Annotated in this window: 19 protein-coding genes and 1 pseudogene; 10 read left to right on the top strand and 10 right to left on the bottom strand. The window is 65.9% G+C overall.

Features of this window, described 5'->3' with window-relative positions; all coding sequences use genetic code 11:
- Nucleotide 1 precedes the first annotated feature (1 nt).
- From AU193_RS21945 to AU193_RS21935, 3 genes are all read right to left on the bottom strand, one after another.
- Entirely contained in the window at nucleotides 2–994 is a 993-nt protein-coding gene (locus tag AU193_RS21945; protein ID WP_371259272.1) for a phosphotransferase family protein, read from the bottom strand.
- A gap of 38 nt (nucleotides 995–1,032) precedes the next feature.
- On the bottom strand, nucleotides 1,033–2,346 hold the full coding sequence (locus AU193_RS21940; protein ID WP_064424494.1) for an acyl-CoA dehydrogenase family protein: 1,314 nt from the start codon (nucleotides 2,344–2,346) through the stop codon (nucleotides 1,033–1,035).
- 69 nt (nucleotides 2,347–2,415) lie between these two features.
- Nucleotides 2,416–3,054 (bottom strand): TetR/AcrR family transcriptional regulator, encoded by a 639-nt coding sequence (locus AU193_RS21935; protein WP_082683109.1) that lies wholly within the window; start codon nucleotides 3,052–3,054, stop codon nucleotides 2,416–2,418.
- An 87-nt stretch (nucleotides 3,055–3,141) separates the two neighbouring features.
- On the opposite strand from AU193_RS21935, the pseudogene AU193_RS21930 reads away from it, so the two are divergent.
- Together AU193_RS21930 and AU193_RS21925 are read left to right on the top strand one after the other, a co-directional pair.
- Nucleotides 3,142–3,770: pseudogene (locus AU193_RS21930) on the top strand (SDR family NAD(P)-dependent oxidoreductase).
- A 20-nt stretch (nucleotides 3,771–3,790) separates the two neighbouring features.
- The gene (locus AU193_RS21925; protein WP_064424492.1) at nucleotides 3,791–4,237 is read left to right on the top strand and encodes a VOC family protein; all 447 of its coding nucleotides are present in this window, start codon (nucleotides 3,791–3,793) and stop codon (nucleotides 4,235–4,237) included.
- Here AU193_RS21925 and AU193_RS21920 read toward each other — a convergent pair.
- Genes AU193_RS21920 through AU193_RS21910 form a run of 3 tightly spaced genes read right to left on the bottom strand, consistent with a single transcriptional unit; the run spans nucleotide 4,189 to nucleotide 6,839 of the window.
- Nucleotides 4,189–5,157, bottom strand: a complete 969-nt coding sequence (locus AU193_RS21920; RefSeq protein ID WP_064424491.1) for an LLM class F420-dependent oxidoreductase — start codon at nucleotides 5,155–5,157, stop codon at nucleotides 4,189–4,191. The genes AU193_RS21925 and AU193_RS21920 overlap by 49 nt on opposite strands.
- A gap of 12 nt (nucleotides 5,158–5,169) precedes the next feature.
- Nucleotides 5,170–5,913 carry a hypothetical protein gene (locus AU193_RS21915; RefSeq protein ID WP_064424616.1) on the bottom strand — a complete coding sequence of 248 codons (744 nt, stop codon included), beginning with the start codon at nucleotides 5,911–5,913 and terminating at the stop codon, nucleotides 5,170–5,172.
- Nucleotides 5,914–5,924: 11 nt separating this feature from the next.
- The gene (locus AU193_RS21910; protein ID WP_064424490.1) at nucleotides 5,925–6,839 is read right to left on the bottom strand and encodes an NAD(P)-dependent oxidoreductase; all 915 of its coding nucleotides are present in this window, start codon (nucleotides 6,837–6,839) and stop codon (nucleotides 5,925–5,927) included.
- Nucleotides 6,840–6,895: 56 nt separating this feature from the next.
- Between AU193_RS21910 and AU193_RS21905 the strand changes: the two genes are divergently transcribed.
- A complete protein-coding gene (locus AU193_RS21905) occupies nucleotides 6,896–8,074 on the top strand; it encodes an acyl-CoA dehydrogenase family protein (protein WP_064424489.1) in 1,179 nt (392 codons plus the stop codon).
- A gap of 30 nt (nucleotides 8,075–8,104) precedes the next feature.
- Here AU193_RS21905 and AU193_RS21900 read toward each other — a convergent pair whose 3' ends face one another.
- From AU193_RS21900 to AU193_RS21890, 3 genes are read right to left on the bottom strand one after another with little or no spacing between them, the layout of a single operon-like run.
- Complete coding sequence (locus AU193_RS21900) at nucleotides 8,105–9,775, bottom strand: nitric oxide reductase activation protein NorD (RefSeq protein ID WP_064424488.1); 1,671 nt, start codon at nucleotides 9,773–9,775, stop codon at nucleotides 8,105–8,107.
- The gene (locus AU193_RS21895; protein WP_064424487.1) at nucleotides 9,772–10,593 is read right to left on the bottom strand and encodes a CbbQ/NirQ/NorQ/GpvN family protein; all 822 of its coding nucleotides are present in this window, start codon (nucleotides 10,591–10,593) and stop codon (nucleotides 9,772–9,774) included. The genes AU193_RS21900 and AU193_RS21895 overlap by 4 nt, the downstream gene beginning before the upstream one ends.
- Nucleotides 10,580–11,764 (bottom strand): spirocyclase AveC family protein, encoded by a 1,185-nt coding sequence (locus tag AU193_RS21890; protein WP_064424486.1) that lies wholly within the window; start codon nucleotides 11,762–11,764, stop codon nucleotides 10,580–10,582. Before AU193_RS21890 ends, AU193_RS21895 begins: the two co-directional genes overlap by 14 nt.
- A gap of 101 nt (nucleotides 11,765–11,865) precedes the next feature.
- Here AU193_RS21890 and AU193_RS21885 point away from each other — a divergent pair, with 101 nt between their 5' ends.
- Nucleotides 11,866–12,468 carry a TetR/AcrR family transcriptional regulator gene (locus tag AU193_RS21885; RefSeq protein WP_064424485.1) on the top strand — a complete coding sequence of 201 codons (603 nt, stop codon included), beginning with the start codon at nucleotides 11,866–11,868 and terminating at the stop codon, nucleotides 12,466–12,468.
- Nucleotides 12,469–12,491: 23 nt separating this feature from the next.
- Here AU193_RS21885 and AU193_RS21880 read toward each other — a convergent pair whose 3' ends face one another.
- Nucleotides 12,492–13,937 carry an aldehyde dehydrogenase gene (locus AU193_RS21880; protein WP_064424484.1) on the bottom strand — a complete coding sequence of 482 codons (1,446 nt, stop codon included), beginning with the start codon at nucleotides 13,935–13,937 and terminating at the stop codon, nucleotides 12,492–12,494.
- A gap of 128 nt (nucleotides 13,938–14,065) precedes the next feature.
- Here AU193_RS21880 and AU193_RS21875 point away from each other — a divergent pair, with 128 nt between their 5' ends.
- The 6 genes from AU193_RS21875 (at nucleotide 14,066) to AU193_RS21850 (ending at nucleotide 19,291) form a co-directional block, all read left to right on the top strand.
- Complete coding sequence (locus AU193_RS21875) at nucleotides 14,066–15,331, top strand: aromatic ring-hydroxylating dioxygenase subunit alpha (RefSeq protein ID WP_064424483.1); 1,266 nt, start codon at nucleotides 14,066–14,068, stop codon at nucleotides 15,329–15,331.
- A gap of 1 nt (nucleotide 15,332) precedes the next feature.
- Complete coding sequence (locus AU193_RS21870; protein ID WP_064424482.1) at nucleotides 15,333–15,671, top strand: hypothetical protein; 339 nt, start codon at nucleotides 15,333–15,335, stop codon at nucleotides 15,669–15,671.
- Entirely contained in the window at nucleotides 15,668–16,933 is a 1,266-nt protein-coding gene (locus AU193_RS21865) for an amidohydrolase family protein (RefSeq protein ID WP_064424481.1), read from the top strand. Before AU193_RS21870 ends, AU193_RS21865 begins: the two co-directional genes overlap by 4 nt.
- A gap of 22 nt (nucleotides 16,934–16,955) precedes the next feature.
- Nucleotides 16,956–17,408, top strand: a complete 453-nt coding sequence (locus AU193_RS21860) for a MarR family winged helix-turn-helix transcriptional regulator (protein WP_064424480.1) — start codon at nucleotides 16,956–16,958, stop codon at nucleotides 17,406–17,408.
- Between the two features lie 112 nt (nucleotides 17,409–17,520).
- A complete protein-coding gene (locus AU193_RS21855; protein WP_064424615.1) occupies nucleotides 17,521–18,534 on the top strand; it encodes a ferredoxin--NADP reductase in 1,014 nt (337 codons plus the stop codon).
- A 13-nt stretch (nucleotides 18,535–18,547) separates the two neighbouring features.
- Complete coding sequence (locus tag AU193_RS21850; protein WP_064424479.1) at nucleotides 18,548–19,291, top strand: SDR family NAD(P)-dependent oxidoreductase; 744 nt, start codon at nucleotides 18,548–18,550, stop codon at nucleotides 19,289–19,291.
- Nucleotides 19,292–19,324: the final 33 nt, after the last annotated feature.

The following is a 19,324-nucleotide window of genomic DNA, read 5'->3' as shown; positions in this document are numbered from 1 at the left end:
GCTATCGGTAGTCGCTGCTTTCGGCCAACTCGGCGGCCGAACGCATCAGCTCGACGATGACGGGGCCGTAGGCGAGCAGCTTCGGGTTGTCGCCGGCACGCTGGAAGCCCTGTTCGAGCACGATCGCCAGCTTCCACTTCGCCAGCACCAGGTAGTAGTCGAGGTCGTCGACCTGGCGTCCCGATACCTTCGCATAATGTTCGACAACGTCTGCGCGCGAGGGCATTCCCCGCATGTCGACGTAACCCATCTCCGAATCCATCGGTGCTGCGGTGTCCTCGGGCCAGCTCTGCACCATCCAGCCCAAGTCCAGCTTCGGGTCCCCGACGGTGCCCATCTCCCAGTCGACGATCGCCGCCAGTCGCGCGGGCGCCCCGTGTCGGTACATCACGTTGGCGAACTGGTAGTCGCCGTGCATCAGGCCGGGGATGTAGTCCAGCGGCCGATGTGTACGCAGCCAGTCGGTGGCGACGTCGAGGCCCTCGATCTCGCGGCCCTTGATGCGCTCGAAGAACGCAATCCAGCGGTCGACCTGCCGCTCGTGGAAACCGTCGGGACGGCCCAAATCGTGTAACCCCTTGGCCTTCCAGTCGACTTTGGACAACAGCGCGATGCCTTCGGCGAGCTGATAGGCCAATTCCCCGCGCGCGGAAAGGTCGGAGTCGAACGGTTCGGGCCACCTCCGATCGTCGAGATCCATCGGCGACCACCCGTCGACGAAACCCATCAGGTAGAACGGGCGGCCGAGCACCGCCGCGTCCTCACAGACCGCGACGGCCTCGGTGTGCGGAACCTCGGTGCCGTCGAGCGCCTCGATGATGCGCCACTCCCGCAGGATGCCCTTGTCGCGGTCGGGGGGAGCGCCGGGTGGTGGCATCCGCAGTACACATCTGCGTTCTCCACGGCGCAGCTCGTAGATGACGTTCTGGGTGCCGCCGGACAGAAACCGCGTCTGCAGCGGCTCACCCTTGCCGGGCAGTTCGGCCGCATCCATCCAATCCGTCAGGCGCGCAACGTCGATCGCGGTCTCGCTCACAGATTCCCCACCTCATTCTCTATGGCGGTTCCCAGATATCTGGCGAACTTCTCCCTGGCCTTGTCCCGCTTGGCCGGAATCCACTCACTCGGCCACGTGTCGGTGTTCGGCGCGTAGTCGCGCAGCACCTGCTTGGCCACGGTCATCTTGTGGACCTCGGTCGGCCCGTCGGCCAGCCCCATCACCGCGGCGCCGGTGACCATGCCCAGGAACGGCATCTCATTGGTGACGCCCAGTGCACCGTGCACTTGCATTGCGCGCCAAGCGATGTCATGTAGCACCGTCGGCATCACGACCTTCACCGCGGCGATGTCCTTGCGCACCTTCTTGTAGTCGTTGTATTTGTCGATCTCCCACGCGGTGTAGAGCACCATCAGCCGGAACTGCAAGAGCTGCGCGTACGAGTCGGCGATGTAGCCCTGAACGAACTGCTTCTCCGACAGCCTGCTGCCCTGGGTCTCGCGGCTCAGCGCGCGCTCGCACATCATGTCCAACGCCTTGCGGGAGAGCCCGATCGTGCGCATGGCATGGTGGATACGCCCGCCGCCCAGGCGAGTCTGGGCGATGACGAAAGCCTGTCCTTCGCCGCCGAGCAGCGCATCGGCAGGCACGCGTACGTTGTCGTAGTGGATCAGCGCGTGCGAGCCCTCGCCGTCAGGCTCACCGTGCAGTCCGACGTTGCGGACGATGTCGACGCCCGGGGTGTCGGTCGGCACCAGGAACATCGACATGCCTTGGTAGGCGCTGACGTCGGGGTTCGTGACCACCATGACGATCAGGAACGACGCGGTGCTGGCGTTGGAGGAGAAGAACTTCCAGCCGTTGATCACCCAGTCGTCACCGTCACGCACGGCGGTGGTCTTGAACAGCCTCGGATCGGCGCCGGCGTGCGGTTCTGTCATCGAGTAACACGAGAAGATCTCGCCGTCGAGCAGCGGGCGCAGATAGCGTTCCTTTTGTGCCTCGGTGCCGTAGTGCGCGATGATCTCGGCGTTACCGGTATCGGGCGCCTGACAGCCGAACACGATCGGCGCCCACTGGGAGCGGCCGAGGATCTCGTTGAGAAGCGCGAGCTTGAGTTGGCCGTAACCCTGTCCGCCGAGTTCGGGGCCGAGGTGGGTGGCCCACAGGCCCCGTCTGCGTACTTCGTCCTTGAGCGGGTCGATCACCTTGCGGCGGTTGGCATCCAACGGCACAAACTGCTGGTCGGGAAACGCCAAGTCGAGCGGTTCGACCTCCTCCCTGACGAATTCGTCGGCCCAGTCCAGAACCTTCTGGTACTCGGGGTCGGTCTCGAAATCCCACGCCATCGTGGTCTCCTTCCTCTTTGTTCAGGTCTCAGCCAAATGTGTTCGGCACTGCGCAATCCGCCGGGATCCTCATCCCGGCCCCTTCCTGGTGTTGAACCCGGCGATCAGTGCCGCGATGTCGTCGGTGACGACGTCGGCGAACGATCGGTCACCGAAACTTCCGCCCGCCCAGTGCCGGACGCCTTCGCTGACATGCATGCCGGCCAAACGGGAGAGGTGCTCGACATCGACATGAGCGCCGATCTTCCCGTCCCGCTGCGCTTGGGTGAAGAGTTCGCCGAACATGTCGGCGTCGGCGGTCTCATCCACCACCTCACCCGCGAGGATCCGGTGTTCATGCCGGTAGCCCTCCAAGATCGTCTGGATGATCAGTTCGCGCGGGTTGCGCGTCATCGACCGTTCGAGGCTGCGCAGTGCCTCGCCGATGACGGCCTCGACGTCGTAGTCGGCGCGCAGCAGCGCGCGCACCTTCTTCTGCGCCGACCGGGTCGACAGCAGGCCGACCTCGAAGAGGATGTCCTCTTTGGCCGGGAAGTAAAAGTAGAACAGGCCCCTCGACACGCCCGCGGCCCGGCAGATGTCGGCGACGGTCGTCTTGGCATACCCGTTCGTGCGCCACAACGCCATGGCTGCCTGTACGAGCGCCCGCTTCGTCTCATGCGAACGAGCCCGCTGAAAAGACGCGCGCCGTTGACCACCGTCAGCCATGACTGAGCCGCTGACCTTGGACACTCCGGCACTGTAACAGGGCAATTGAGGCTTGCAAATAGTTGACGCTTGTCTAACTATTTATGGATGGGCGCGACATTGGACGGCAGGCGCATCTTGGTGACCGGTGGGGCCGCGGGCATCGGCGCGGCCGCGGTGCAGGTACTCACCGAGGCGGGCGCACGAGTCGTAGCCACCCGCCATACGACGGCGCCACCCGACCTGCTGGGCGTGTCCTGGCTGCACTGCGACGTGCGTGACGCCGAAGCGGTCGACCGGACCGTGCGGGCCGCTGCCGACGAGATGGGTGGGCTCGATGTACTGCTCAACGCGGCCGGGCTGTGGCAGCCGGGCATCCCCGGTCAGATCACCACCGACGACATCGACATCCTGTTCGCCACCAACGTGAAGGCCACGATCCTGACCAACCAGTCGGCATACGCGGTCATGCGCGCGAACGGCGGCGGGCGCATCATCAACTTCGGATCCGCAGAGGCGGTGATGGGCAGCCCCCTCTCGGCCGTTTACGCGGCGACAAAGGGGGCGGTGGCCGCGTGGACACGCTCGGCGGCCAGGGCGTGGGCCGCCGAGAAGGTGTCGGTGATCCCATCGGCGATCTGGGCCCCGCGCTGGTGTTCTTTTGCAGTGAGGGGTCACACTTCATGACAGGACAGCTCGTCGCCGTCGACGGCGGCCTGATCATGCTCGGGTCGTAGGGCCTACCGGAAGGCGAGACATGCCCAACCTGCACCACGTCGTCATGCGCAGCCACTCCGCGCACACCTTCACGGCGTTTCTGACCGAAGTGATGGGGATGGCGGTGCAGTTCCAGATGCACGTCCCCGGCGAGGTGTTGGAGAGAACGCTCGGATGGCCGCCGTCCGACGGGGCGGAAGTCACCATGCTGGGCGCCGGCGACACGGGGCTGATCGAGGTGCTCGACGTTCCCGAGCACCTTCGTGACGTGGTGCCCGAGGGGTTGGCCGCACTGTCGTTCATGGCCCCCGACTTCGCCGAAACACGCGCACGGGCCAGCGCCTTCGCCGACGACGTCACGATGCTGGACACCGGTGTACCGGGTGTCGACCTGTTCTTCTGCACGATGGGCGGGGTGCCCATCGAGTTCATGGGAAGCTACGTGCCCGAGTCGAATTCAGAAGCCAGCGACGCGACGAACTCCTGAGTGCGCCGACGCGACGCCTGACGCTGTGCGGCATCCCGCCCGAGCGGCACCACGCGCGCTGCCAGATCGGTGACGCCGGCGTCGCGGTAGCGACGCAGCCGTGCCTCGACGGTCGCCTCGTCACCCGCCGCCATGGTGTCGCCGACATCCTCGGCGTCGCCGTGTTCGAGCAGACGGACGTAGTTGGGGGAGAAGTCGGCGTGGCCCAACACCTCGCTTGCGTACGCGCGGGCATCGGCGACTTCACTCTCAGCGCAGAGCGCGACGGGCACACCGGCGACGACGCGAACACCTTGGCGGCCCGCCTCCTTCGCCGCCGCCGTGATGCGTGGCACCACGTAGTCGCCGACCGCGCGTTCGTCGGCCATCCATAGAATGGTCCCCCCGGTGCGCTCGCCGGCGATCCGCAGCATCGTCGGGCCGAGCGCTGCCACCAGCACCGGCACGGTGAAAGCGTCGGTGACGTCGACGGGACTGCGTACGTGGTAGGTGTCGTTGTCGACGGCGATCGCGCCCGGTCCGCTGAACGCCGCGTCGAGGATCTCGAGGTAGTCGCGCACCAGCCGCGCGGGTTTGTCGTACGGCAGGCCGAGCTGGTCGGTGATGATCCAGTGGTGCGACGGGCCGATCCCCAGCGTGAACCGGCCGCCGCAAGCGATCTGAGTGGTCAGTGCCTGCTGGGCCATGATCAGCGGATGCCGAGTCTGGATCGGCACCACGGCCGTTCCGATCTCGATGCGGTTGGTGGCATCTCCGAGTAACGCCACGGCCGTCATCGCATCGAGATAGCCGGGGACCTGCGGCATCCAGAAGGTCGCGAAACCCTGCTTCTCGGCGGCTCTTCCGTCGTCGACCAGCCCATCGAGCCGTTCACCGCGGGGACGCTCCTTGTCGGAGCCGACCATCAAACCGATGCGCATTCGTTCCTCCGGTCACGGCACATAGCGGTCCCATTCGTACGGCACGACGGCGTGGAACGGTGCGGCGAAGAGGGGTTCGACGCCACTGTCACCCCATCTGGCCTGCAGAACCGGCCGGAGCCGCTCCGCGACCGCGACGGGGTCGTCGTCGAGGAAGCAGTACGTAATCGTCTGTCCGGCAGGGGCACTGGCCAGCCGACCCTCGACCGGTAGTGACATCGCCGCCCACGCGCCGGCCACCCCGTCGACGTCCACCAGTTCGTCCAGCGCAGCGCAGCCACGTTCCAGCAGCAGATACACACCGCGGTTGGGCCACCACGCCAGCACGTCGGCACCCGCCTTGATCCGCGGGGCCGCGACGCGCTGCCGCACGTCGTACACACCGCGTTCGACGGGCGGCAGCAGCGGCAGCTTGCGGCCCGCATCGCCGAGCGCCTTGGACAGCGCGAGGAACGGTTCCATGCCCTCGACCCCGGTGAAGAAGTACGTCATCACGTGATCGATCGCATCGTAGGGACTTTCGTTCGCTCCTCGTGCGGCGCGGCACTGCGGCACGGACACCAGGCGCAGGGATGCGCGCACCGCCGACATCCGGTGCTGTTCGGGGCGATGGTCCAGAGTGTGCCAGCGCAGATAATCCGCGTCGGCCCCGTCGGGGTGGCGTCGCGCCATCGAGACGAACATGGTGGTGATGTCCCCGTCACCGTTCGCGAGCACCGCGGGAACCTCGTCCGACGGCCTGCCCGGTAGTTGCATCGACACCTCCTCTACACCGAATCCGGCTGTGACAGCTCGATTTCGGGGTGGCGGGCCTCGACCATCCGGCGGAAGCCCTCGCGCCAGCCGGTCGCCGTGCGGCCCAGCACCTCGTGCATGTGGGTGACGTCTGGCCACAACGGCGTGTGGGCCTCGGGTGTGTACTCGAAAACCGGCTCCACGCCGACCAGTTCACCCATGTACGTGCAGTACTCCTCCACGCTCACCGTCTCACTGCCCGCCCAGTTCACCACGACCGGCGGCGTGTCGGCCGCCTCCATCGCCCGGATCCCCAACGCGACATAGTCGTCCTCGTAGATCGGGTTGTAGTTGTTCGGACGATCCGGGTGCAGCCGGATCGGTCTGCGGGCCAGGATCGCGTCGAGCCTTTCGGCGGGCGCGCCGCCCTCGGGTCCGTAGGTGGAGCAGATCCGGATGATCGTCAACGGGATCTCGTACTGGTTGGCGACCCACGTGCAGACGGCCTCGGCGGCGACCTTCGAAAAGCTGTAATTCGCCCGTAGCGGCACCCCGGGCGGATCGGATTCGGTCAGCGGCCGCTGGCCCTGATAGCCGTAGATCGAGCCGGTCGAGCAGAACACGAAGCCCTTCGCGGCCCTGTACCGGTGCAACAGGTTGCCCGAATGCTGCGCGTTGGTCTCCAGGCAGCGCGTCCAGTCCGCGGTGCCGGGATCGACCGCCGCGTGGAACACATAGGTGAAATCGTCGGGCAGCACCGAGAAGTCGCCGTCGCTGATGTCGAGGGCGACGGGGTTGACACCCGCGTCGGTCAGCCGGTCGCGATCCGCGGACTCGCGCAGCCGGGCCGCACCCCATACCTCGTTGTTTCGCGCCAGTTCCCGCGCGATGGGGAACGCGATCTTGCCTGTGGCACCAGTGATGAGGATCTTCTCGCCGTCGAGCATCCCTTAAGTCTTAGCGCACCGCGCGAGAATTGTTAAGTACTTGATATGTTGGCGGGGTGCAGCTCACCTTCGACGACGAGGTGGAGGCCTTCCGCGCGGAGTTCGTCGCCTTCCTCGACGAGCACCTGCCTTCGGAGGCCGAGGCGGCCGCGGAGCGTTCGCGTTCGACGGCCCACGTGCCCCCGTGGGCACGCCGATGGCAGCGGATGCTGTTCGACAACGGCTGGTTGCTGCCCGGGAATCCGCCGGAATTCGGTGGCCGCAACGCGGGCGTCCTCGAGCAGTTCGTCCACCGCGAGGAGCTGGCGCGACGCCGGATCTACCACGCCTTCAATCCGCAGGGCGTCGGAATCATCGCGGCGTCGCTGCTGTCGTTCGGCACCGACGAACAGAAGCAGCGGTGGGCGGTGCCGATCCTGCGTGCCGACATCACCGCGTCGCTGGGCATGAGCGAACCCGGTGCGGGCTCGGACCTGGCGGGACTGGCGACGCGAGCGGTGCGCGACGGTGAGGATTTCGTCGTCGACGGTCAGAAGGTGTGGACATCGGGGGCACATGACGCCGATGTCATCCTCGCGTTCGTGCGTACCGACCCGGATGCGGCCAAGCACAAGGGAATCAGTGCTCTGCTGATCCCCACTGACTCCCCAGGGGTCGAGCGCCGGCCGTTCGCGTCGGTATACAGCCGCGACGATCTCGATTTCAACGAGGTGTTCTTCACCGGTGTCCGGGTGCCCGCCGAGAATCTCGTCGGGCCGTTGCACGAAGGCTGGCGAGTGGCCAACGGATCCCTGGGCCACGAACGGACGATGATGTGGATGGCGTTCGCCAACCGGCTGGACCAACTTCTGCAGGACTTCCGCCCGGCGGGAGCGGTGAACCAGGACCGCTATGCGACGGTCGCCATGGATTACCAGGCGCTGCGCCTCCTGGGGTCCGTTGCCCTGGGGCAGGCGGCACGCGGCGAACGCGACATCCCCAGCATCTCGGTGTTGAAGCTTTTCGGGTCGGAGGCCGAGCAGAAGGCGCTCGGATACGCGCTCGACGCCGCCGGTGCGGACGGCTTGCGCAGTCCGGGGCTGACCGCGCCGTACAACCCTTACAGTCCAGGTCTTTTCACCGCCGACTGGTTCACCCGCTACATCAGCAGCTACGCCGGGACCATCTCGGGCGGGGCGTCGGAAATCCAGCGCAACATCATCGCGCAGCGAGTGTTGGGACTGCCCGCGCGTTGACCCTGCGGCGCGGTCGGCAGGAGTAAGCGCTCACCGCGGTGCTGGTCCCGCGAGTTCACGCAGCGACGCCATGAACAGCTCGTCCATGCGGGGACTCAACTCGGCCAGCGAGGCGGCGCTGGCATGGCCAGCCGAACCGAAGACGCGCTCGAGCGCGTCGGCCCCCGCCGAAGAGCCGATCGAAAGACAAAGGCACGCAACGCCGTCGGTACGCATCTCCTCGAGGGCCTTGTGCGCGTCGGCCTCCGCGTAGCGGCCTTCATAGCCGTCGTCGTACGGATGGCCGTCCGACAGCACGAGCAACAGCTTGTTAGGGGTGCCGGCGTCGGCCTTGAGGATCTCACCCGCGGCGCGGATCGCCGCGCCCAATCGTGTGAAGCCCGACGGCTGCAGTCCGTTCAGCCGCGCGCGCCCTGCCATTCCGAACCGCTCGTCGAACGTCTTGATCGCCGGCAGGTGGACGGCATGCCGTCCCTGTGAGCGGAACGCGTACACCGCAACTCGGTCACCGAGCTCCTCGAGCGTGACTGCGAAGGTGGCCGCCGCGCGCCGCTGGTGTTCGTGAACCGACTGGCCGTCGGGGTCCGTATCGTTGGCCGAACCCGAGGCGTCGACCAAGATGAGCACGCCGAGGTCGCGGGCGATTCTGCGACGTTCGCTGTACACGTGCTCCGGCGGCGAGAAGCCCGAGCGGAGATCGACGAAAAGATCGATGAGCGCCTCGATGTCGAGTTCCTCACCGTCGGGACGACCCCGCAGCACCTTAGGGCCGAGTCCCACCCGGGACAGCCGGCGTCGGAGCACGTCATCGTGCGCCACTCCTGAGAAGGACGTGCCGGCGGTCATTGTCAGAGGGAAGTCGAGAACCCGACAGTGGTCGGGACGGTACCTGTCGTTGTACACATCCCACTCCGGATGCAGTGCTCCGCCGATGCCGATCGCCGCCGCCGGCTTACCGCTGTCGGTGAATCGGATCCGCATCGGAAGCGGCCGGGCGTGGGCCCCGACCGCACGGGCTCTCCGGGTGGAGCCGACCTTCACTTCACCGCCGACGTCGTCATTGCCGGACGTCCGTGACGTACCGAGCATGTTCCGCAAGAACTTCGAGAACGCCTGCGTCACGACGATCGGGGCCTCGAACAGCTTCAGGATCTTGCTGTCTTCCGCTTGCCCGTCGTTCTCGTCGTCCTCATCACCTGAGAAGTCGGCCGGATCGATCTGCAACTGCAGATCATGTGCGGTGGGCTTGCCGCTGTGGACGGCACGGTTGGAAAGTAGCCGGGACGGTTTGATGACGCCGAACCACTCCGGTGGATCCGCGACTCGGCGTTTGCCCCTGGCTATTTCGAGCGACTCCGCGGCGGTCACGGTGCTCGGGCCGTCGACGTGCAACGCCGCGGCAGCGGGTACCCGTGCGGCGAGTTCGCCCAACGCCCGGCGTCCCTCCAGGGACAAATAGCGACGGGCCGTAGACGGTCGTGTCCGTAGCGCCTTGACCAGGTGTCGGTCCAGGCTGCCCGCGGCGATCAACGCACACTGCACAAGTACCTCGCGGCGCTGCTCGGTGATCGATCGACCCGGTGAGACAAAGACGACGTCGCCGTTGGTGTGCGCCGCGTCCCGGCCGTCGGCTTCCGCGACATCGACAGGCCTGCCCGCAGCGAACGTCGCAAGGAAGCGCAACCGCTCGGGGTTGGTCACGTCCGGGGGAGTACGGCGTCGACGAGTTCACCTAGGGCCGCAATCACGTCCGCGTCGTCGGACAACACCTGAACCACCGCCGATTGCACCGCAGTGCGCAGGCTCAGACCCTCTGCGATGAGACCGCCCGCGAGAATGAGCATTCGCGTGGATGCGACTTCACGCAGCGCGGCGCCGTCAAGACCGCGGATCGCGTTGCCGAGATTGACGAGTGTGCGCGCTGTCGCACCGTCGACCCCGGCCTCGTGCGCCACGACGTCGGTCTCGATGTCGGCGGGTGGGAAGTCGAGTTCGAGCGCGATGAAGCGTTGTCGCGTCGACTCTTTGAGGTTCTTCAGAACGCTCTGATAGCCCGGGTTGTACGAGATGACGAGCTGAAATCCCGGTGCCGCCGGCACCGTGGTACCCAGTCGGTCGACGGGCAGTTCGCGGCGGTGATCGGCCAGCGGATGGATCACCACCGTGGTGTCCTGGCGCGCCTCCACCACTTCGTCGAGGTAGAAGATCGCCCCGTCGCGCACGGCGCGGGTCAGCGGCCCGTCCACCCAGACCGTCTCCCCGCCCTTGAGCAGGAAGCGGCCGACCAGATCCGCCGATGTCATGTCCTCGTGCCCGGCGACCGTGATCAGCGCGCGCCCGAGCTCATGTGCCATCGCCTCGACGAAGCGCGTCTTCCCGCACCCCGTGGGGCCCTTGAGCAGCACCGGCAAACCTCGACGGGCCGCAGCGCGGAAGACCTCGACTTCGTCACCGACGGCTCGATAGAAGGGCGGGGGCGAATCTGTTTCGGTCGAGGGCTGAGAGTTATTCAGCGCCATTGTTTTCAGCGTCTTGGATCGGCACGACCGGCGGGATCGTCACGCCTTCGGGCAGCACGAGTTGACCGTCGTGGTTGATGAATCCCGAGTGCTTGGTCGGTAGCGGCAGATCTGGATTCGGGCACGGACGGTCGGTCCCATCACCACAGATGCCGGGGTTGAAGTACGAGCGCTTCTGCACGTCCTCCGGCCACGGGTCACCGTGCATGCCCAGCCAGGTCGCCGGAAGGTTGTAGAAGACGAAGAAGCAGGCGCTGACGCCGCCGAAGATCGCCAGGAATCGAACGAACTGTTGCTTGACGAATCCGCCTCGGATGCCGTCCATCCCGCGTTCCACCACGGTGCGGCCCCGGTCATCGGTGAAGAAGCGCAGACAGCACAGCGCCGCCTGGACGCCACCCCACATGAAACCTTCGTAAATCGGATATTGGAAATAGGTACCGGCATTGATCGACAACGATTGAATGGCGCCGGGGTAGGAGTAGAACCCGATCGGCAGGAGGATGAGTCCCTCCATGATGAAGTCGAAGACGATCGCGATTGCGTAGGTGACCAAGACCAGTCTCAGATTGCTTATCGATGGCCACCGGTTCTTGATCTTGCGCATGATCGCGCATCCGACGATGGTGAGCAGCAGGACGCCGAACGCGTAACCCGGGATGTTGGTCAGCAGCGGTTCGGGCACCGTGTGGCCCGGTTCCTCGTGCGCCACCCAACCCGGGATGTGCGGCGCCCAGGAGCCCTGGTTGAACAGCCATGCGTTGTACGTGCACCAGGTGCTGTAGTAGTTGAGCATCGGATCCTGGAACATCATCAGGCCCATCGACACCGCCAGCATGCCGTCGAGCGTGATGCGCCGTTCCCGCACCCAGGGCCGAATGAGGAAGAACCACAACGCGAACGGCGTTGCGATCCAAAGCACGACGGCATTGGCGATCAGTGGGATCTTCATGTACAGCGGTGGCTCGGTCGGACCTCCCGAAACCTGTTCGAAGTAAGGTCCGCTGACCCACCGGACGAAGACGTACAGCGTCATCGCCAGGAACACGGCGCCGACGCTCGCCCAGATCTTGACCGAGTTCGACGAGCGCGCGACCTCCGTTCCCAGGCCCGTGACGCCGCTCGCCGGTTCGGTGACCGCGGATTTCCGTGTGTTGGACAGATCGCTCATATCGCCTCCCAGCGCCGCGTCGGGTCGCGGCCCTCGATCAAGATACCAGTGAGTATCTGAATGCCTGATCGGGTTCTGAGAATCCGTGGCACACTTTCGTCATGGTCGAGCGGTGGACACGAGAACGACGCCTGGAACACACGCGCTCGCTGCTGCTCGATGCCGCCGAGGATGTTTTCGCCGAAAAGGGTTTCACCGCAGCAACTCTCGATGACATCGCGTACGAGGCCGGTTACACCAAAGGCGCCATATACAAGCACTTCTCGACCAAGGAGGAGCTGTTTCTGGCCGTCAGCGACCGTTACTGGCGGCGCTACTTCGACAATTTCGCCGAGGTCATGTCCTCGTCGAAGCAGGTGGGCACCCGGGAGCGCGACGAGATCGCGCAGCGGTGGCGTCAGCTCAGCCGGGACCGCGGTGCCGAGCACGCCGCGCTGGGCCACGAGTTCACGCTGTACCTGCTGCGTAACCCCGATGCGCGAGAACGCGTGGTCGGCAAGCGGGCGGAGGTGGTCGAGGCGTTGGCGAAGTTCATCGTCGACGGCATCGACCGGCTCGGTGGAACCCTGTCGATCCCGCCGTTGACCTTCGCTCAGGTGCTGATCGCGACCAGTGACGCCGTCGTGCTCGGCAGTGAACTCGACGACGTCGACCTCTACCGGCCGATCATCGACATGTACGTCTCCGCGATCAAAATGCCGTGACGGCCCGCGGGAACGGTCCGAACCTATGCCGTGGCAATCGATATCGACTTCGTGTCGGTGTACCCGTCGATTCCCTCCCGGCCGAGTTCGCGACCGTAACCACTGTCCTTGACCCCGCCGAACGGCGCGAACGGATCCATCGTGTAGCCCTGGTTGACACCGAACGTGCCGGTGCGGATGCGCTCGGCGACGGCGACTCCGCGCTCGGTGTCGGTGGTCCACACCGAGCCCGCCAGGCCGTAGTCGGAATCGTTGGCGATTGCCACTGCTTCGTCCTCGTCGGCGTACGTGATGACGGTCAGGACGGGGCCGAAGATCTCCTCGCGCGCGATCGTCATGGCGTTGTCGGCGTCGGCGAACAACGTCGGCTTCACGTACCAGCCTCGCTCGAACCCGTCGGGCATGTCGGCGCCTCCGACGACGAGGCGGGCGCCTTCGGACTGGCCCGTTTGGATGTAGCCCCGCACCCGCTCCTGCTGACGTTCCGCGACGAGCGGTCCGACCTGGGTGCCCGGGTCCATCGGATCGCCGACGACCAGCGACGTCACCTCCGCGGCCAGGGCATCGGTGAAGTCAGCGGAACGTGCCGCGGGCACCAGAATCCGGGTGAGCGCGTTGCAGATCTGCCCGCTGTTGGACAGGCTGGCCGAGCGCACGCCCGCGGCGACGTCGACGGGATCGGCGTCCTCGAGCACGATAGCCGCCGACTTGCCCCCGAGTTCGAGGCTGACGCGCCGCAGATCGACCGCGCACGCGGCGGCCACCGCTTTGCCGGCCGCGGTCGACCCGGTGAACGAGACCTTGTCCACCCCAGGGTGTTTGACGAGGTACTCGCCCGCGGACCGGTCGCCGGGCAGCACACTGACCACGCCCTCGGGCAGTCCCGCCTCGGCGATCATCTCGGCGAGCAGCAGTGCGTTCAGCGGCGACTCGGGCGCCGGCTTGAGCACAACCGTGCAACCGGCGAGCAGCGCCGGGATCAGCTTGGTGACGATCAGGAACTGCGGCATGTTCCACGGCACGATGGCGGCGACTACGCCCACCGGCTCGCGGCGGATACGGATATCGGTTCCGTACCTTCCCGGCCGAGACTCGACCCACGGATAGTTCTCGGCCAGATCGCAGAAGGCCGACATCATCATTGCGGGCAGCCCGACCTGTGCGCGTTGGACGAAGCTGATCGGCGCCCCGATCTCGGCGGTGATCGTCTCGGCCATCTCGCCGCGCCGTTCGGCGTACCGTTCGGCCAGCCCGCGTACGGCGGCGATGCGCTCGGCGGGGGCCAGGCGTGGCCACGGGCCGGAGTCGAATGCCGATCGCGCTGCGGCGACGGCGGTGTCGATGTCCGCGGGTCCGGCGGCGGCGACGCGCGCGACGGGTTCCTCGGTGTGCGGCGAGATCACCTCGATGTGGTCCGCGGCGCTCGACGCGGACCAGTGACCGCCGATGAACAACTCGTCCGATCGCATCGTGTGCTCGCTCCTTCACGCCTTCCGCAGAACCTGTATCAACTACTTGCGATTGTGACATGGAGCATATACCGTCGGCGCTGCAGCTCCCGGCACGGTCTAGGCCGGGCGGTCGACAGGAGTAGGCAATGGCTCGCTTTCCCAAACCGCCAGAGGGAAGTTGGACGGAGCACTACCCCGAGCTGGGTACCGATCCGGTGTCCTACGAGGACTCCATCAGCCCGGAGTTCTACGAGAAGGAACGCCAGGCTATCTTCAAGCGGGCCTGGCTGAATGTCGGTCGGGTAGAACAGGTTCCGCGCAAGGGAAGTTACTTCACCAAAGAGCTGAAGGTCGCCAACACATCGATCATCGTGGTGCGGACCACCTCCGGTGAAGTGAAGGCGTATCACAACATCTGCCGACACCGCGGCAACAAGCTGGTGTGGAACGACATGCCGCTCGAGGAAACCAGCGGGGTCTGTCGTCAATTCACCTGCAAGTACCACGCATGGCGCTATGACCTCGACGGCAACCTCACGTTCGTGCAGCAGGAGGGGGAGTTCTTCAATCTCGACAAGAGCCGCTACGGGTTGGTGCCGGTGCACTGCGAGGTTTGGGAAGGGTTCATCTTCGTCAACTTCGCGAAGGAGCCCGAGCAGTCGCTGCGTGAGTTCCTCGGACCGATGATCACCGCGCTGGAGGGCTACCCGTTCGACAAGATGACGTCGCGGTTCTACTACCGGTCCGAGGTCAAGGCGAACTGGAAGCTCTACATGGACGCGTTCCAGGAGTTCTATCACGCGCCGGTCCTGCATGCGAACCAGTCGCCGACGGCGTACTCGAAGGCCGCTGCCGAAGCCGGTTTCGAGGCTCCGCACTACCGCATCGAGGGTCCACACCGATTGGTCAGCACCTCTGGTGTCCGCGCCTGGGAGATGGCCGATGAGATGCGCAAGCCGATCGAAGACATCTGTCGCAGCGGCCTTTTCGGCCCGTGGGACAAACCGGACCTGGGAGAGATGCCCGCCGGCCTGAATCCGGCGAAATGCGATCCGTGGGGCCTGGATTCGTTCCAGCTGTTCCCGAACTTCGTGATCCTGTTCTGGGGGCAGGGCTGGTACCTGACCTACCACTACTGGCCGACGTCGTACAACACGCACCTGTTCGAGGGCACGGTGTACTTCCCGCAGCCGCGCACGCCCCGCGAACGCATCGCGCAGGAATTGGCCGCGGTGTCGTTCAAGGAATACGGCCTACAGGACGCCAACACGCTGGAGGCCACCCAGTCGATGATCGAGTCGCGGGTGCTCGATGACTTCCTGCTCTGCGACCAGGAGGTGCTGATCCGCCACCTGCACAAGGAGACCGCGGCGTGGGTGGAGAACTACGAGCGCAAGACGGCGGGTGTCTGAGATGACGACAGCCACGAGCAAGCTGCCGCCCGAATTCGCGGACCTCGAAGAGTTTTCGGACTGGTGCCTGGGTTCGGAAGCCGACCGCTATGCCAAGCGGCTCTCCTCGACGATGACCGAGATGCAAGCCTTCTACGACGCGATCACCGCGCGTGCCGAGGAGGCCATCGCCTATTGCGACAAGTTCTCGTTGGACGACCTGCCCGAGGACGTCCTCAACCTGATGCATCTGCTGTACTCGATGATTCAGGTCTCCTTCCCGGTCGAGTGCTGGAAGCAACCGAAGGTCCCCGACTCGGGTGCCACGAGCCTCGACTGCGTGTCCGAACCGGTTCCGTGACGAATCGCATTGTCCTGCGCGCCGCGCGCTGGGCCGACGTCGAGGCCGGTGAGGTGCGCTCGCCTGCCGTGGTGGTCGTCGAGGGCAACCGCATCGCCGCGGTCAATCCACCACAGTCGCAGTTCGATTCGGCAAGCGAGATCGACCTCGGTGATGTCACGCTGTTGCCGGGCCTGATGGACATGGAACTCAATCTCCTCATCGGTGGACCGGGCGGGCCCGAGGGCTTGCCCAGCCCGATGCACGGTGTGCAGGACGATCCGGTGTATCGCACGCTGCGCGGGGCGGTCAATGCCCGCACCACGCTGGAGGCCGGCTTCACCACCGTGCGCAACCTCGGCCTCATGGTCAAGACCGGCGGCTACCTGCTCGACGTCGCGTTGCAGCGGGCGATCGATCAGGGTTGGCACGTCGGCCCGCGGATCTACCCTGCCGGGCATGCGGTCACCCCGTATGGCGGTCATCTCGACCCGACGGTGTTTCAGCGGCTGGCGCCGGGGATCATGCCGCTGTCGGTGGCCGAGGGCATCGCCAACGGCGTCGACGACGTCCGCGCGTGCGTCCGTTACCAGGTTCGCCACGGCGCAAAATTGATCAAGGTGTCGGCTTCCGGCGGGGTGATGTCGCACAGCACCGCCCCCGGCGCGCAGCAGTACAGCGACGAGGAGTTCGCCGCGATCGCCGACGAGGCGCACCGAGCAGGGGTTCGGGTGGCCGCGCATGCGGTGGGGGACAGTGCGATTCGTGCGTGCATCAGGGCGGGAATCGACTGTATCGAGCACGGATTCCTCGCCAGCGACGAGACCATCCAGATGATGGCGGACACCGGGACGTTCCTCGTCTCGACCACCTACCTGACCCAGGCGATGGCGGTCGATCGCATCGCGCCGGAGCTGCGCAAGAAGGCAGAAGAAGTCTTCCCTCGCGCACAGGCCATGCTGCCCAAGGCGATTGCGGCCGGTGTGCGCATCGCCTGCGGAACCGATGCTCCGGCCATCCCGCACGGGCAGAACGCCAAGGAACTGTGTGCGCTCGTGGAACGGGGCATGACACCGATGCAGGCCATCCGCGCCGCCACGGTGACCAGTGCCGAGTTGATCGAGGCCGACGAGGAACTGGGCCGCCTGGCGCCTGGATATCTCGCCGACATCGTCGCGGTGCGCGGAGATCCGTCCCGCGACATCGCCACCACCCTCGACGTGCGCTTCGTGATGAAGGACGGTCATGTCTACAAGCGCGAAGGAAACGGCGACGGTGGCTAGGCAGACGAACCCAGAACTGGGCATGGAACTCGGCGACAACATCCTGTGGCATCTGAAACAGGCCTGGTACTTCGCGCTCACGGCGGTCAATGACGCGGTCAGCCAGCACGGCGTCAGCACCGCCCAGATCGGTGTGTTGCGTCAACTCGCCAACGAGCCGGGGTTGTCCGGCGCCGAGCTCGCGCGTCGGTTGCTGATCACCCCGCAAGGCGTGCAACTGGCCGTCAAGGCTCTCGAGCAGCGCGGACTGGTCGAACGAAAACCCGATCCGCAACACGCGCGAATCCTGAAGGTTTACCTGACTTCTGAAGGACGGAAAGTGGCCGGCGCGGTCGTCAGCGACGCAATCGCCGCCCACGAAGCCGTGTTCGGTGTCCTCACGCAAGAAGAGCAGCAGACGCTGCGTGACCTGCTGGCCCGGGTGGTCGTGAAGGGCACCGGGCACACGATGGCCGACGACCACATCGGCGACTGATCGACTCAGCCGTTGCCGGAACCGATGTGGCTGCGGATCAACGTCACCGCAGGACCAAGCCGCATCGTCAAGTGGTTGAGATCAATCACAAGTACTTGATACTGTGGTGACGATGTCCTACGACGAGTTCGCCCCACTGCGCATCAAACGCGTGGTGCATGAGACCAGCGACGCCGTGTCGCTGGTTCTCGATGTTCCGGCGGACTGCTCGGATCGCTTCCGCTACAAGCCGGGCCAGTTCCTGACGCTGCAGGTGAAGGTCGACGGAGATGACCATCGACGGTGCTACTCGATGTCGTCGTTCCCGCACAACGGCAACGATCTGCAGATCACCGTCAAGCGTGACCCGGGTGGCCTGGTCTCGAACTGGCTCAACGACACCGCGCAGGTGGGCGGCGAGATCCACGCCGCACCGCCCGACGGCCGATTTCTGCTCGGTGACACCGAGCGTGACATCGTCGCGTTCGCCGGTGGCAGTGGTATCACGCCGATCTTCTCGCTGCTCGGGTCCGCGCTGGTGAACTCGCACCGGCGGCTCAGGCTCTTCTACGCCAACCGGAGCCGCGACTCGGTGATCTTCGGCGAGTCGCTCACGGCGCTGGCCGCCGCCAACCCCGAGCGCCTGTCGGTGACCAACCACTTCGACGACGAAGCCGGCGTCGTACAACCCGAAGCGGTCGAGGCGTTCACATCGGCGTGCGGCGACGTCGACTACTACATCTGTGGTCCCGGACCGTTCATGGATACGGTGGAGAACACACTGCTGCACACGGGTGTGCCCCGCAACCGGATCCACCTCGAGCGGTTCTCGGTGGCGCCGGTTCCCGGCGAGGCCGCAGCCACCTCCGAGCAGACCGAGGAAGTGGTCATCGAGCTGGATCGAAAGACCACCACCGCGCCCTATCGGTCGGGCAATACGCTCCTGCAGACCGCGCGTGTGGCGGGGTTGCGTGCGCCGTCGTCATGCGAGACCGGTTCGTGCGGAACGTGTATGGCACGGATCGTGTCGGGCAGCGCGCGGATGCTGAACAACGATGCGCTCGACGACGACGAAGTGGCCGAAGGCTGGGTGCTGACATGCCAGTCGTTGCCGACGAGCCGAACTGTCCACGTGGTCTATGAGTAAGGGGGCGGATGCGATGGCCCGCACCGCGGTGGTGACCGGGGGCGCTTCGGGTATGGGGGAGGCGACGTGCCGTGAGCTCGGTCGCCGCGGGCACAAGGTGGCCGTGCTCGACCTCCACGGTCAAGCGGCCCAACGGGTCGCCGAGGAGTTGCGTGCCGACGGGGTGACGGCCCTGGCGGTGGCCGCCGATGTCAGCGACCGTGCGGCCGTGGAGGAGGCGTTCGCGAAGGTGCGCAGCGAGTTGGGTCCGGTGCACATCCTGGTCACCAGTGCCGGGACGGTGGACTGGGCGGCGTTCACCGACATCACGCCGCAGGCTTGGCAGCGGCTGATCGACGTCAACCTCACCGGAACCTTCCACTGCTGTCAGGTGGCCGTGCCCGACATGCTCGACGCGGGTTGGGGGCGCATCGTGATGATCTCGTCGTCCAGCGCGCAGCGTGGCTCACCCAGGATGGCGCACTATGCCGCATCCAAGGGTGCGTTGCTCTCGTTGACCAAATCGCTTGCGCGCGAATACGGTCCGGCCGGCATCACGGTCAACAACATCCCGCCGTCGGCCATCGAGACACCGATGCAGCACGCCGGACAGGAGGCCGGGCACCTGCCGTCGAACGAGCAGATGGCCGCGACCGTCCCGCTCGGTCATCTCGGCACCGGTGACGACATCGCCGCGGCCGCGGGCTTCCTGTGTTCTGAGGAGGCCGGTTTCATCACCGGGCAGATCCTCGGCGTCAACGGTGGGTCGGTGCTGTGATGACCGGCCCGCTTTCCGCACACCAACCACGAC

Origin of the sequence: Mycobacterium sp. GA-1285 (assembly GCF_001499905.1) — a bacterium.
Lineage (GTDB): Bacteria > Actinomycetota > Actinomycetes > Mycobacteriales > Mycobacteriaceae > Mycobacterium.
The sequence above is the reverse complement of the archived record's forward strand: the minus strand, read 5'-3'. Positions and strand labels throughout refer to the sequence as shown.

Coding starts and splice junctions, on each gene's coding strand:
- AU193_RS21890 (WP_064424486.1), bottom strand. CDS start 11,764: ATGAGCGATCTGTCCAACACACGGAAATCCGCGGTCACCGAACCGGCG.
- AU193_RS21880 (WP_064424484.1), bottom strand. CDS start 13,937: ATGCGATCGGACGAGTTGTTCATCGGCGGTCACTGGTCCGCGTCGAGC.
- AU193_RS21915 (WP_064424616.1), bottom strand. CDS start 5,913: ATGCAACTACCGGGCAGGCCGTCGGACGAGGTTCCCGCGGTGCTCGCG.
- AU193_RS21895 (WP_064424487.1), bottom strand. CDS start 10,593: ATGGCGCTGAATAACTCTCAGCCCTCGACCGAAACAGATTCGCCCCCG.
- AU193_RS21855 (WP_064424615.1), top strand. CDS start 17,521: ATGTCCTACGACGAGTTCGCCCCACTGCGCATCAAACGCGTGGTGCAT.
- AU193_RS21945 (WP_371259272.1), bottom strand. CDS start 994: ATGGATGCGGCCGAACTGCCCGGCAAGGGTGAGCCGCTGCAGACGCGG.
- AU193_RS21860 (WP_064424480.1), top strand. CDS start 16,956: ATGGAACTCGGCGACAACATCCTGTGGCATCTGAAACAGGCCTGGTAC.
- AU193_RS21910 (WP_064424490.1), bottom strand. CDS start 6,839: ATGCTCGACGGCGAGAAGATCCTCATCACTGGTGCCACAGGCAAGATC.
- AU193_RS21885 (WP_064424485.1), top strand. CDS start 11,866: ATGGTCGAGCGGTGGACACGAGAACGACGCCTGGAACACACGCGCTCG.
- AU193_RS21870 (WP_064424482.1), top strand. CDS start 15,333: ATGACGACAGCCACGAGCAAGCTGCCGCCCGAATTCGCGGACCTCGAA.
- AU193_RS21850 (WP_064424479.1), top strand. CDS start 18,548: ATGGCCCGCACCGCGGTGGTGACCGGGGGCGCTTCGGGTATGGGGGAG.
- AU193_RS21940 (WP_064424494.1), bottom strand. CDS start 2,346: ATGGCGTGGGATTTCGAGACCGACCCCGAGTACCAGAAGGTTCTGGAC.
- AU193_RS21920 (WP_064424491.1), bottom strand. CDS start 5,157: ATGCGCATCGGTTTGATGGTCGGCTCCGACAAGGAGCGTCCCCGCGGT.
- AU193_RS21875 (WP_064424483.1), top strand. CDS start 14,066: ATGGCTCGCTTTCCCAAACCGCCAGAGGGAAGTTGGACGGAGCACTAC.
- AU193_RS21925 (WP_064424492.1), top strand. CDS start 3,791: ATGCCCAACCTGCACCACGTCGTCATGCGCAGCCACTCCGCGCACACC.
- AU193_RS21935 (WP_082683109.1), bottom strand. CDS start 3,054: ATGGCTGACGGTGGTCAACGGCGCGCGTCTTTTCAGCGGGCTCGTTCG.